10 protein-coding genes are annotated in these 13,017 nt (G+C 43.5%); 3 read left to right on the top strand and 7 right to left on the bottom strand.

What is annotated here, in order from left to right; genetic code table 11:
- Nucleotides 1-2 precede the first annotated feature (2 nt).
- The 3 genes from NG78_RS04330 to argS all read right to left on the bottom strand — a co-directional run bounded on the left by NG78_RS04330 (nt 3) and on the right by argS (nt 5,261).
- The gene (locus tag NG78_RS04330) at nt 3-1,283 is read right to left on the bottom strand and encodes an ABC transporter substrate-binding protein (RefSeq protein ID WP_004134171.1); all 1,281 of its coding nucleotides are present in this window, start codon (nt 1,281-1,283) and stop codon (nt 3-5) included.
- A gap of 370 nt (nt 1,284-1,653) precedes the next feature.
- On the bottom strand, nt 1,654-3,210 hold the full coding sequence (gene brnQ, locus NG78_RS04335) for a branched-chain amino acid transport system II carrier protein (protein ID WP_155114929.1): 1,557 nt from the start codon (nt 3,208-3,210) through the stop codon (nt 1,654-1,656).
- Between the two features lie 254 nt (nt 3,211-3,464).
- The gene (gene argS / locus NG78_RS04340; protein ID WP_004134167.1) at nt 3,465-5,261 is read right to left on the bottom strand and encodes an arginine--tRNA ligase; all 1,797 of its coding nucleotides are present in this window, start codon (nt 5,259-5,261) and stop codon (nt 3,465-3,467) included.
- A 112-nt stretch (nt 5,262-5,373) separates the two neighbouring features.
- Here argS and relB point away from each other — a divergent pair, with 112 nt between their 5' ends.
- Complete coding sequence (gene relB / locus NG78_RS04345) at nt 5,374-5,610, top strand: type II toxin-antitoxin system RelB family antitoxin (RefSeq protein ID WP_004134165.1); 237 nt, start codon at nt 5,374-5,376, stop codon at nt 5,608-5,610.
- The gene (locus tag NG78_RS04350; RefSeq protein WP_004134163.1) at nt 5,594-5,860 is read left to right on the top strand and encodes a type II toxin-antitoxin system RelE family toxin; all 267 of its coding nucleotides are present in this window, start codon (nt 5,594-5,596) and stop codon (nt 5,858-5,860) included. Before relB ends, NG78_RS04350 begins: the two co-directional genes overlap by 17 nt.
- Nucleotides 5,861-5,977: 117 nt before the next feature.
- On the opposite strand, the gene valS is transcribed toward NG78_RS04350, so the two are convergent.
- The 4 genes from valS to NG78_RS04370 all read right to left on the bottom strand — a co-directional run bounded on the left by valS (nt 5,978) and on the right by NG78_RS04370 (nt 11,869).
- The gene (gene valS / locus NG78_RS04355; RefSeq protein ID WP_004134161.1) at nt 5,978-8,740 is read right to left on the bottom strand and encodes a valine--tRNA ligase; all 2,763 of its coding nucleotides are present in this window, start codon (nt 8,738-8,740) and stop codon (nt 5,978-5,980) included.
- Nucleotides 8,741-8,787: 47 nt separating this feature from the next.
- A complete protein-coding gene (locus tag NG78_RS04360; protein ID WP_004134160.1) occupies nt 8,788-10,278 on the bottom strand; it encodes an ABC transporter substrate-binding protein in 1,491 nt (496 codons plus the stop codon).
- Between the two features lie 136 nt (nt 10,279-10,414).
- Nucleotides 10,415-11,086, bottom strand: coding sequence for an endonuclease III (gene nth, locus NG78_RS04365; protein WP_004134158.1), 672 nt, complete (start codon nt 11,084-11,086; stop codon nt 10,415-10,417).
- A 9-nt stretch (nt 11,087-11,095) separates the two neighbouring features.
- The gene (locus NG78_RS04370) at nt 11,096-11,869 is read right to left on the bottom strand and encodes a winged helix-turn-helix transcriptional regulator (RefSeq protein WP_004134156.1); all 774 of its coding nucleotides are present in this window, start codon (nt 11,867-11,869) and stop codon (nt 11,096-11,098) included.
- Nucleotides 11,870-12,142: 273 nt separating this feature from the next.
- On the opposite strand from NG78_RS04370, the gene NG78_RS04375 reads away from it, so the two are divergent.
- Nucleotides 12,143-12,934 carry a hypothetical protein gene (locus tag NG78_RS04375; protein WP_004134154.1) on the top strand — a complete coding sequence of 264 codons (792 nt, stop codon included), beginning with the start codon at nt 12,143-12,145 and terminating at the stop codon, nt 12,932-12,934.
- The last annotated feature ends 83 nt before the right edge of the window (nt 12,935-13,017 follow it).

The raw sequence follows: 13,017 nt of genomic DNA, 5'->3' as shown, positions 1-13,017 counted from the left end.
GACTACTTACCTTGCGCTATTACGTCGTTGACTGCTTTTTCTGCATTCTTTAATGCAGTATCAACATTTACTTCGCCAGAAAATGCTTTTTCCATTTCTTTTGCGAATGCCAACGAAATCTGTGGATATAGTTTGGTGTTCGGGCGAGTATGAGCAGTTGCCATTTGTTCAATGTATGGCAGCAAGCGAGGCTCTTTCTTCTCAACCCAAGAACGATACTCTGCGTTGCTAGCTGCACTCTTTGTTGCAGGCAGGAAGCCGGTAGATTCACACCAATCAAGAACTTGTTTATCTTGCAAGAACCAAGTCACAAATTCAGCAGCGGCTTTTACTTTTGCATCATCATTATTAAATAGCATTGCCTGTTCTCCGCCAAGGTTGGTAGATGGCTTACCACCTTCAGGGGTTGGCAATGGCGCTGCAGCAAAATCAAACGGCGGATCAGCAGCCCAAATACCTACCATCCATGAACCTTCCTGTGCAGAACCACCTTGACCTTTTTCAAACTTGCCCCATCCAGCATATGGGCTCACTCCACTTTTAATAAGATCCATCCAGAAGTTTGCAGCTTTCTTACCTGCAGGAGTGTTAAATGCTGCAGCAGAGTTATCTTTCTTTAAGAATTCGCCACCGGCTTGCCAAAGATTGACTTGGAAGTTCCAAGTAAGAGCCTCACCGCTGTCTCCTGCTTCAGTTGGCAAATCGTAACCTGGAAGACCAGTCTTATCCTTAATCTGCTTTGCCATTTGCTTTAATTCATCCCAAGTTTTTGGCGGCTTATCTGGATCTAAACCAGCCTTCTTAAATACTGTGCGATTGTACATATACGCAAGATTATTGGCTGACATTGGAACGGATACTAAGTGACCATCAATTGAGCCGAAATTCTTTAATGCTGGGTTAATATTGTCAATTACTTCAGGCTTGAGAAGATTTTTTAAGTCTGCAGATTTGCCAATTTGCGCCATTTGAGGCATCCAAATCAAATCACCTATTGCCATATCAGGCAAAGTATTTGACGTAGCAGATGCGCGTAATTTTGTTAAGAAATCAGCATTAGGAACATTCGTAGTTTTAATCTCAATGTTCTTATGCGAAGCATTAAATGCTTTTACTTTTTTATCGAAAGCATCTGCATTAGCACCATCCCAGTAGTGCCAAACAGAAACGGTTGTTTTACCTTGAGTATTACTTGTAGAGCTTGTGCCGCCACCGCATGCAGTAAGAGACAGCGCAGCAGCGAGCATCATAGAGATTGCTCCAAACTTTTTTAGTTTCAACATCGTTGTTCTTCCTTAGAAATATTTAGAGAAACTTAGGTTCTTGGACATACCGCCCAATGAATCATTTGATATATAGCAACGCCAGACTTCTGCTGCAAACAGCGTCGTTTACTCCTTTCACTCATGAACAACCACTTTTGCTAATGCCTCAGCATCGAGCATTAGACGCGTGCATTTTTGTATCTTGCTTTACTGGCTAAGCGAGAATTACTTTAGATTGCACATTATTTTGTTCGTTATTGAAATATACTAAATCGTTCCAATAAATAAGTCAAGTGCGCGTTTTATACAAAAATCGCCATATCTTGTTACGTAAAATACGCATCAAAATATGGCGATTATTATAACTTTTACGCGACTCTACAAAACTTTAGGATTGCTCACTAAAATTAGGTTCGTCAGCAGTAGACTTAGCAGATACAGCGAAGTCAGCAGACTCGTTAAACTCAGCATCGCTTGAAGAATAGTCATCGCTACTAGCAACACTGCCTTCAAGATTTGGGCCAGCAGCTACACGAGCCACTTCTTCCATACCTTTGTTGTCACATAAAACCATGCGAACATAGCCAACAACAAATCCAACAACAGCAGGGCAAACCCAAGCCATGCCAAATTCCGAGAACGGCAGCCAGTTTTGAGCAACAATCAACATATCGTTCATATGCAATGCGTTGCGCAAAGCTGTTGGCAAACTATTCAAAAAGTCAAATACAGCTGCAACGCCAGTAAAACCAAGCGTCCAAGCGTACACGACTTTGGAATTTCCAAAAAGTCGACCGCACAAAGCCAAAAGAATCAATACGATTGACAGTGGATACAAGAACATCAATACTGGAACCGCATATTCGATGATTGCGCTCAAACCAAAGTTTGCAAGACCAAACGAAACAAGCGTAATCAACACAGCCCAAACTCTGTAGCTAGGACCCTTAGGGAATAATTTAGAGAAGGTTTCCGAGCAGCTTACGATTAAGCCAACCGCAGTTTTTAAGCAGGCAAGCGTTACAGTTGCAGCAAGCACAAACAAGCCAGCATTTCCAAGATGGTAGCGTGCAACTTGCGCCAAAGTTACGCCACCATTTTCCGCAGGTGGGAACAGAGCGCGGCTACGCACACCAACAATAACAATCGCAACGTAAATCACTGCCATAAGCAAGCAGCTAAAGAAACCAGAACGAGCAGTATTTACTGCCACATCTTTAGGATCTTTGACACCAAACTGACGAATGGTGCTAACAACCACAATTCCAAATGCCAAGCTAGCTAGAGCATCCATTGTGTTATAACCATCTAAGAATCCTGTAAAGAATGACTTATTAACGTAATTTCCCATAGGAGCAGCATCCGCAGAAGCGCCGCTTACAGGAGAAAATAGTGCAGTAAACACCAAAACCGCTAGGAACACAAGGAAGATTGGCGTAAGAACTTTACCAACCCACGTAAGTATTCCGCTTGGCTTCATAGCAAAGAAGAACGCAAGCGCAAAGAACACTACGGAGAACAAGAATAAGTAAAGCTGACCGTTTCCATCTTGTGGAATAACGCGCTCTAAGCCAACAGTGTATGAAGTTGTTGCGCAGCGCGGAATTGCAAAGAACGGGCCAATAGTTAAATACAGCACACAAGTGAAGAACATGCCGTACTTTTTGCTAGCTTTGCTCGAAAGCTCAAAAAGACCGTTTGCGCGGCTCATTGCAAGAGCCGTGACGCCTAACAACGGCAAACCAACGCCAGTAACAATAAAACCTAATGCTGCAGGCGCAGAATTGTTGCCCGCGTTAGCACCAAGAAATACTGGGAAAATCAGGTTTCCAGCGCCAAAGAACATGCCAAACAACATGACCGCCACGTACGCGGATTCAATAATTGTCAAGTTCCTTTTTTTCGGGGCACTGTCTGTGCTGACACTTTGTGTTGTGACGCTCATGCTTACACCTCCTATATGGTGAAAATTGTTTAAGCATATTATTCAGCTAAATCCCTGACTTTATTGTGGATTTAAAGCGAAAATAATATTAGGGGGTATCTTAATAAATCACATGTACTTAATCAGCATAAATTTACAATCTCGCGCGTGTCTTCTAATCAAAAATAAATAGGACGCTGGCATATTACCAACGTCCTATGTAATCAAAAAATGCTATATATTTTTGCTCTAAATCTTATATAAAATAAGCAAAATCACATCTTTTCTGGTGCAGAAACACCAAGTAAATCAAGACCAGCTGCAATAACTGTGCGCACAGCAGCGTTAAGCTTTAAACGAGCTGCAGCACGAGCTGGCTCTGGGCACTTTGCAATGCGAACTGCTTCGCGCTCAGCTTCTGGCAAACGATCTTCTGGGTCGCTTAACTCCATTGGCACCACGCGCTCAAGGTTGTACCACTTGTGGTAGCTTGCAGCCAAATCCTCAAGATAATGCGCAACGCGGTGAGGAGCGCGCAAATCGCCAGCTTGTGCAAGAGCTGCAGGCCATTGCGCCAAAGCAGCCAACACTTCGCCGTCAGCCTCGGTATTAAGCAAGCTCAAATCAGCGCCATCTTGCGTAATTCCAGCATCTGCCGCGTTACGAGCCACATTGCAACTGCGCGCGTGAGCGTATTGCACGTAGTACACAGGATTATCGTTGCTGTGAGAAGCGAGCAAGTCCAAATCAATATCAACGCTTGTGTTGTAGTCGGTGCGCGCAAGCGAATAACGCGAAGCGTCAACGCCAATTGCATCAACTAAATCGTCAATCGTAATAACGTTTCCAGCACGCTTGCTCATGCGCACAGGTTTTCCGTCTTTCATAACGTTTACAAGCTGACCAATAAGAATCTGCATGTTTTCGCCCGGCTTGTCTCCAAAAGCCGCGCACATTGCCATCATTCGGCCAATATAGCCGTGATGATCCGCGCCAAGCATGTAGATTGCCACGTCTGCAGGATTCTGCTCACGGTGACGCTTGTTGCGATAGTACGCAATATCTGCAGCAAAGTAAGCGTAGTTTCCGTCGGACTTAATAATTACGCGATCCTTGTCGTCGCCATGCTTAGTGGATTCAAACCAAGTTGCGCCATCTTTTTCGAAAATATCTCCACGCTCACGCAAGTCCGCAATAGCACGCTCAACTTCGCCATCCTCGTACAGGCTGTTTTCGTGGAACCACACGTCGAAACTAACGCGAAAATCGCGCATTGACTTGCGAATTTCGGCAAACATCATTGGCACTGCGCGCTTGCGGAACTCTTCTCGCTGCTCGGAATCACCTTCGCCAAGTGGCAAACCTTCCTTGTCTTTTCCAAGATCAATTCTTGGCAAAGAAAGAACATCAACGCCGTCTGCTTGTGCTTCTTTTATAACAGCATCCGCGATTTCGTTAATATACGCGCCTTTGTAGCCGTCTGCAGGAGTTTCTTCGCCGTGAGCTGCAGCAACTAAAGACTTTGCAAAACGGTTGATTTGCTCGCCATGATCGTTGAAGTAGTATTCGCGCACAACTTTTGCGCCGTTCGCTTCCAAAACTCGAGCCATAGAATCGCCAACTGCTGCCCAGCGCGTGCCACCAATGTGGATTGGGCCAGTTGGATTTGCGGAAACAAACTCAAGATTCAAAGTTTTGCCACCCAAGTGCGTATTCTTGCCAAAATCCGCACCCTGCTTTAAGACTTCGTCAACAACAGCCGCTGCAGACGCAGAATCAAGCGTTATATTAATAAAGCCAGGGCCCGCAACTTCCACAGATGCAATACCTTGCGCTTCTTGCAAACGCTCAGCAAAAAGTTCTGCTAAATCGTGAGGCTTCATACCAGCTTTTTTAGCAAGCTGCATAGCAACATTCGTAGCCCAATCGCCGTGCGCACGATCTTTTGGTCGCATTACCGCAAGTTTTTCGGCTGCAGGAATCAAATCTTCTGTTAGACTGCCAGCTTTACCATTTGCTACTAAATCTTTAGCGATTTTTTCAATTAATTCACTTAAGCTTTCTGGATTCATGGTTTACAGTCTAGCGTTACCGCGCGATGCTTCGAGATTATAGCGCATTGAATTGCATTATTCTGAATGTAAGGTAATATATGTTTTACATGTTTTACATTGGAGATTAGGAATGGCTGCAACAATTACAGGATTAAGAGTACCCTCTAACGTTTTAGATCGTTATGATCAGCTCGCTAAAAGCACTCACCGCACTCGTTCATTTTACATGAATCAAGCACTAGAGGCTCAAATCGATGAACTTGAACATGAATATGGTCTAATGGCAGATATTGAAGCATATAAACGTGGGGAATTAGAAACATCTCCACTCGACGACGTGGTGAAGCGCCTTGGCTTGGAAGATTAATTTATCTAAAAGAGCTGAAAAACAGCTGGGCAAAATTGACAAAACAATTGCTAAGCAAATCGTTAAGGAACTTCGCGAAATTAGCAATCTCGACAATCCTCGAATCAGAGGCAAAGCGCTAACTGGCAACTATTCGGGGTTTTGGAGATATAGAGTAAGGGATTACAGAATAATTTGTGCGATTGAAAATAATGTACTGACCGTTTTTGTTGTGGATATTGATCATCGTAGCAGAATTTATAACAAGTGATTATTCTTAAGTGCTTAAATACACAAAAAGCGCTGGAGTCGAAGATTGACTTCCAGCGCTTTTGTTTTGCGACTAATCGCAAACAGTTTGCAATTAGTTATTTTCGATTACTTGCGTTTACTTCTTTTTTGCAGGAGCTTCGCCAAGTTCGCTTTGAGCAACAGAAACGTTCACGTTAGCTGCATCAGATTCTGCAGAATCTTCAGCAGATTCAGTATCAGCAGCAACTGCAGCCTTAACAGCGTTAAGCTTTACTTCTCCAGTAACGCGACCAGCTTCAGCAACGTCATCCAAAGTCTCCTCAACAGCCTTGTAAGCATTTTGCGCAACGTTCAAAGTCACTTGCAAAATAGGAGTCTTCATAGAAACTTTTGCTTCGGATTTAATCTTGCGCAAAGTAGCCAAAGCTTCACCTGCGTAAGCCAAAGTATCTGCAGAAACACCGTTTGCAGCAGCCTCATAAGCCTTAGCGCATGGCCAGCTTGCGCGATGCACAGAGCCTTCGCCGTCATGCATCCAGCTCCACACTTCTTCAGTAGCGTAAGGCAAGTAAGGAGCAAGCAAGCGAGCCAAAGCGTCGAGTGCAAGTCCAAGAGTTGTACGAGCAGACTTTACAGCAGCTTCACTTGGAGTGCGTCCAGTGGATTCTGCAGTACCGTAAGCACGATTCTTTGCAAGCTCAATGTAATCGTCGCAGAATTCCCAGAAGAATGTTTCGATTGCTTCCAAAGCCTTAGAATGCTCGTAAGATTCAAGCGCATCAGTTGCGGTACGAATAACGGATGCAAGCTTTGCCATAACAGAGCGATCCAAAACTTCCGTAACATCAGCAAAATCCCAATCCGCGCTGGCAGACTCAAGAACCTGATGTTCCTCATCTTCGCGACCAATTGCGAGCGCAAACTTTGTAGCGTTCAAAAGCTTAATAGCAAGGCGACGACCAATCTTCATCTGACCTTCGTCGTAAGTTGCATCCAAGCCGAGCTTTGCAGAAGTTGCCCAGTAGCGCACAGCATCCGCGCCAAACTCTTCGATTGGCTTGTTTGGCACAACAACGTTGCCCTTAGATTTAGACATCTTCTTGTGATCAGGATCAAGAATCCAGCCAGAAAGCGCAGCATGCTTCCAAGGCAAGCAGCCGTTTTCAAGATGCGCGCGGTCAACCGTACTAAACAGCCAAGTACGAATAATATCCTGGCCTTGTGGACGCAAATCCATCGGGAAAGTAGCCTTAAACAAAGCTTGATTTTCCTCACCTGGCTCTTCCCAACGGGTCACAATTTGCGGAGTTAAGGAAGATGTGGCCCAAGTGTCCATAATGTCTTGCTCAGCAGTAAAGCCGTTTGGCTGATTACGCTGAGATTCGTCGAATCCTTCTGGCACATCGATAGTTGGGTCGATTGGCAAACGGTCTTCGCTAGGAGTCAAAGGATGCTCGTAATCCACTTCCCCATTTTCGTTTACTGGGTACCAAAGTGGGAATGGTACGCCGAAGAAGCGCTGGCGAGAAATAAGCCAGTCACCATTCAAGCCGTGAACCCAATTCTCGTAGCGCACTCGCATAAAGTCTGGGTGGAAGTTAAGTTCCTTGCCGCGCTCAATAAGCTCAGCGTTCAGCTTTTCGTCTGTGCCACCGTTCTTTAAGTACCACTGACGAGAAGTGACGATTTCCAAAGGCTTATCACCCTTTTCGTAGAAGTTCGTCATACGCTTTGTTGGCTTTGGTTCGCCTTCCATATCTCCAGCAGCTTGCAAAGCTTCAACAATTTCCTTGCGAGCAGAGAAAGTGGTTTTACCAGCAATTTTCTCGAACATTTCGCGGCCAGACTCGTCCGTAATCCAATCAGGAGTGGTCATTACAATGCGACCGTTTCGCTGAATGATTGGTCGAGTTGGAAGACTCAAGTCACGCCACCACTCAACGTCGGTTACATCACCGAAAGTGCAGCACATTGCAATGCCTGCGCCCTTGTCCATTTGAGCAGCAGAATGCGTCAAAATTGGAACTTTCACCTTAAACAGTGGAGAATAAACTTCCTGACCAAAGTACTTCTTGTAACGCTCATCTTCTGGATTCGCAATCAAAGAAGTGCATGCAGCAAGCAATTCTGGGCGCGTAGTTTCAATATAAATTGGCGTGCCATCTTCAAAACGGAACGCAATCTTATGGTAGAAACCAGGATATTCGCGCGATTCAAGCTCAGCCTGAGCAACAGCAGTCTGGAATGTAACATCCCACAAGCCTGGAGCATCTTTCTGATACGCTTCTCCGCGAGCAAGATTGCGCAAGAACGCTTTTTGTGCAACTCGGCGAGGCTGCTCACCAATAGTGTGGTAAGTTTGCGACCAGTCCACAGAAAGACCAAGCCTACGCCACAAAGCTTCAAAAAGCTTCTCATCCTGAGAAGTTAAGCGTTCGCAAAGCTCAATAAAGTTCTGTCGGCTTACAGGAACCTGATCTTTTGCCTCAATCTTCTTACCTTCAGTGCCTTCAAAAGGCGGCTTAAAATCAGGATCATATTTAAGCGAAGTGTCTACGCGCACGCCGTAATAGTTTTGCACTCGGCGCTCTGTTGGCAAGCCGTTATCGTCCCAACCCATTGGGTAGAACACGTCAAAGCCTTGCATTCTCTTATAACGCGCAATCACATCCGTATGCGTGTAAGAGAATACGTGGCCTACGTGCAAGTGGCCACTAACGGTTGGAGGTGGAGTATCAATAGAATATACGGCCTTGCGGTCGCGGGAATTGTGGAAAGCGTAAGTCTTGGCTTCTTCCCAATTATTACGCCACTTGTCTTCAAGACCATCAACACCAACCTTGTTAGGCAATGGTGTTAAATGTGCGTGTTTTACTGCGTTATTATCCTGTTCACTCATGAACTGAATATTAGAAACTCAGTTCGACAACGCAAATCTTGCGCTTTCTACTTCACGCTTACATCGTGCAATGGAAGCAGCTGATCGGTCATATTCTTTGTGTAACCACTTATATTAGATTTCACAGCCATTATGCTTTTACGAGCATAAAGCCAGTGCGCTGCAGCATTATTGCTTACTTCACGCGCATAAGCACGAACGTTTGCTTCATATTCGGAAGCATTTCTTGAGTGGACCGCATTCGCCCAAGCCTGCTGAGCTCGAGAATCCTGCAAAACAAACGGAGATCCGCTTTCTGCAAAAGCACCTTCGTCTAAAGTATTACTCAAAGTTGTAAGAGCAATATCATATTTGCCTTCGCTTATACGCTGTTGCAAAGTTTTTTGATCAACCTCTTCAAGATTGACCTTAAAACCACTTACAGAGCTAATTTGCTTAGACAGTTCGCGACCAACATCGCCTTCGCCTTGCGGAACAAGGAAGCTAATAGTTCCTAAATAACTTGAGCTGAAGTAATGGAAAAGTGGGCCAGCTTTTGCAGGATTATAAGGGTACAATCCAGTTAAATCTTCGTATCCTGTTGAAAGAGGATCAATCGGTCCGCCTACAGGAACGCCACCATTACCATCAGCAGCCATCACTGTTTGCACATTCATAGCGTATCTAGCAGCTTTACGCGCTTGCTCGTCGCAGAAAATAGATGCAACAGTCGAGTTCAACGCAAGGAATCGAACACGAGTGCTTTGACCTTCAACCATTTTTGTATCCGCAATAGCAGCAAGACGCTTGTTTTCATTGCCTTCAAGCGGAACAGCCATCTGAATACTGCCCTTTTCCATAGCATCTGCCAAAGCGGTATCACTATCAAAATATTGCAAAGTAATACTTGCGCAAGATGCAGGCGTACCCCAATATCTATTGTTGCGCACAAGCACCAAAGAATGTCCTTTATTGTAACTGCTAACAGTAAAAGGACCAGTTCCTAAAGCACCATTCGCATAATCAATAGCAACAGCCTTAGTGTCATACACTATTCCAGCCCTACCCGAAAGTAGACGTAAAAGTAAAGCGTTAGGCTTTGCGAGAGTAAGAACTACAGTGTGATCATCTGGATTAGCAACAGTTTTAATAGTATTTAGAGCTTCATAGCCTGGATAATTATTAGTAATTCCTTGCTGCAATGATTGCAAAACGGAATCCGAATTCATAACGTCGCCGTTAGAAAATCGCACACCTTGGCGCAAATTAAAACGATACGTTAATCCATCTTGAGAAACATCCCAAGATTGTGCCAAACCAGGCTGCAAACTGTTATCGTCACCACGTTTTACGAGAGTTTCATACACGTTGCCAATTAACGCCTGCTGCAAAGAATCACTGCTATCTTTACGAATATCGAGAGAATCCGGAGCCGTTCTTAAACCGACTTTTAATACCGAATTACCAGCAGGATGCGTAAAAGAATCAATAGGCGAACGCCCTTGGTATACTTGCCATCCACACCACAAAACACCAATCATTACTACAGAAACAACCATGAATACAACCCATGGAACCCAACCTGCGCTAGAACGACTATGAGATGATCTGTAAGTACGATATGCGTATTTGCCTGTTCTTGACATAGTTCATAGTCTATATCAACAACTGAATGTAGACCAACACGCAATTGCATTAAACGAATATATTAGAAGAAGGACATGTTGTTTTTAGAGGGCACAAAGCGCATTTAGGATTGCGAGCAGTGCATATTTTTCTGCCGTGCAAAATAAGGCGGTGAGAAAGATTAGCCCAATCTGCGGGGTCGAAATAAGATGTTATTTCCTTCTCAATAGATTCTGGATTTGCATACTTTTTAGGCTTATTGCAGTCTTTACGCCAACCTAAACGGCCTGTGACGCGTATTACGTGAGTATCTACAGGAAAACCAGGCAATCCAAAAGCGTTTCCTCTAACAACATTAGCTGTTTTACGACCAACGCCAGGCAAAGATGTTAAATCTTCCATTTTTGAGGGAACTACGCCATGAAAAGCACTTTCCAAACGTAAAGACAGCGCAATAACATGCTGAGCTTTTACTCGATAAAATCCAAGAGGTTTAATAATAGATTCGACTTGCTCAACTGAAGCTTCAGAAAGCGAATGCGAATCTGGAAAAGTATCAAAAAGTTCTGGAGTTACAGAGTTAACGCGCTTATCGGTTGTTTGAGCGCTTAAAACAGTAGCAATAAGCAGCTCAAAAGGATTAGAAAAATTAAGCGCACATTTAGGATCAGGTATTTCTTTGCAAAGAAGCGCATACTCTTCGTGTATACGCGCAAGTTTTTCCTGTTTTGATTCTTTCATACTACAAATTTATAGACTCGTTGAAGAATCATCTGAATCGCTGGGAGTATCTTCATCCACATCGCTATTTTCTTCCGCTTCAGACGGATCAAAACGATACCCAACATTTCTTACTGTGCCAATTAAATGCTCGTACTCAACACCAAGCTTAGCGCGAAGACGTCGAATATGAACGTCAACTGTTCGAGTTCCACCGTAGTAGTCGTATCCCCAAACTTCCTGAAGCAAATGTGCTCTAGTAAACACTCTCCTAGGATTCTGCACAAAATACTTTAGTAATTCAAATTCTTTATAAGCTAAATCAACAGGATGGCCATGCAAACTCACGGTATAACTGCGCGTATCAACAACAAGATCGCCAGAGCGCATTGTTCCATCGTCAACAGCAGAATCACTAATTTGAGAATCTTGAGATTGCGCAAACGACCCATTACTTGTAATACGCTGAGAAGCTAAGCGCAATCTTCCTTCTACTTCTGCAGGCGAAGCACTTGTAAGCACAACATCATTAATATTCCACGAAGAATTTACTACAGTAAATCCACCTTCTGTAAGAACCAATACAACTGGAACTGTAATATTTTCAGCGCGCAAAAGAGCGCATAAAGATTTCACCAAAGCCAAATCTTCACGAGCATCAATCAAAAGAACTGTTTGTGCAGGAAGTTTAGATAAACTTGCAGAATCTAATGAAAGAACACGCACTCTATGAGAAAGCAGAGCCAGCGAAGGCAAAACAGTTGCTGGAGAAGCGCACGAAGTCATCAATGTAATATCGGTCATGTGATGCCTCCAGCCAACAAATAATGCAATGCCAAATACAAGCCTTTACAGGAATTGTAAACCATGCTACGAAAAATATCGACTTACCTTTAATTTATTTCGCATAAAGTTAGCGTCAACAATACAGCAATCCAAAAGTTCTATGTAATCAACAAGCACAAACAATAAGTGCAGGTTGTAAGCTACATTAGTAATAAGAAATAAGTAATATGCATCAAGCTTATACACATATTACTATTCATAAGAGCGAATATTTACCGTAACGGGAGTGCTATGAGCGACGAAACACATATCTGCAACAAACAAGTGCAGAACGATGCTAATTCTTGTACTAGCTCTCAAAAACAAGCACATATTCCTCACACTAATTTTCTAGCAATGATTGCAAGCCAGATTTTTGTTGTGATACTAATTGCAGGAGCATCTGCACTACCGATAGCAAGCGCAAAAATAACTCTTGTTGTTTGCGCGCTTATACTTTTAACTTTCCTTACTTTTTGGCCACTGCACGGCAACGTTATTGATCGAGCTATTGCATTATTCTCCTGCGTAGCTTCAGCATGGTGCGCAACTCTTGCGCTAAAAGGCTGGCTTCCACAAAGCGTTATTATTGACAATGAAACTGTTTCAATGAGTAAATTCATTGCAGCAATAAAACCTTATGAGCGCTGGGCCGTGTCGTTTGCGCTAATTCTTGTAGCAGCAACATTCATAACTTTCTTAAGGCAAATGCTACGCGAAAACCGCACAAATTTAGTTAGAAACCTTTCTCACACTCTAACAGCAAGTATTGCTTGTGCAGCTCTTCCTGGCTGGATGTTTTTGCCTTCTATTATTAGATTTATGCCATCTTTGCGCAACACAGAAGGCGGCATACTTGTTGCTGCATTATGCGTATTGATGGTGATTTTGCTTTCCGGACTTTCGTATTTGTGGGTTAGGAATAATCGCAAAAATTACTACGAAAATAACGTAACTCGCGACGTTGCTATTTCGTTACTTCCAATAATGTTTTCAGGAATGTTGATTTATATTGCAGGACTTGGTATGCTTGTAGTTGCATGAGAATGCATTATAGGTTTTCCCCTGTGAGTTTATTTTTTTAACTATTTTTTCCATGAACTCGCAGGGGAATTTTTTATTTAAAA

Origin of the sequence: Gardnerella greenwoodii 00703Dmash (assembly GCF_000263635.1) — a bacterium.
GTDB classification, from domain to species: domain Bacteria; phylum Actinomycetota; class Actinomycetes; order Actinomycetales; family Bifidobacteriaceae; genus Bifidobacterium; species Bifidobacterium greenwoodii.
This window is presented reverse-complemented; position numbering and strand designations above follow the sequence as displayed.

Bases quoted from the DNA above. Each gene is read 5' to 3' on its own strand.
- NG78_RS04330 (WP_004134171.1), bottom strand. From the start codon at position 1,283: ATGTTGAAACTAAAAAAGTTTGGAGCAATCTCTATGATGCTCGCTGCT.
- brnQ (WP_155114929.1), bottom strand. From the start codon at position 3,210: ATGAGCGTCACAACACAAAGTGTCAGCACAGACAGTGCCCCGAAAAAA.
- argS (WP_004134167.1), bottom strand. From the start codon at position 5,261: ATGAATCCAGAAAGCTTAAGTGAATTAATTGAAAAAATCGCTAAAGAT.
- relB (WP_004134165.1), top strand. From the start codon at position 5,374: ATGGCTGCAACAATTACAGGATTAAGAGTACCCTCTAACGTTTTAGAT.
- valS (WP_004134161.1), bottom strand. From the start codon at position 8,740: ATGAGTGAACAGGATAATAACGCAGTAAAACACGCACATTTAACACCA.
- NG78_RS04360 (WP_004134160.1), bottom strand. From the start codon at position 10,278: ATGGTTGTTTCTGTAGTAATGATTGGTGTTTTGTGGTGTGGATGGCAA.
- nth (WP_004134158.1), bottom strand. From the start codon at position 11,086: ATGAAAGAATCAAAACAGGAAAAACTTGCGCGTATACACGAAGAGTAT.
- NG78_RS04370 (WP_004134156.1), bottom strand. From the start codon at position 11,869: ATGACCGATATTACATTGATGACTTCGTGCGCTTCTCCAGCAACTGTT.
- NG78_RS04375 (WP_004134154.1), top strand. From the start codon at position 12,143: ATGAGCGACGAAACACATATCTGCAACAAACAAGTGCAGAACGATGCT.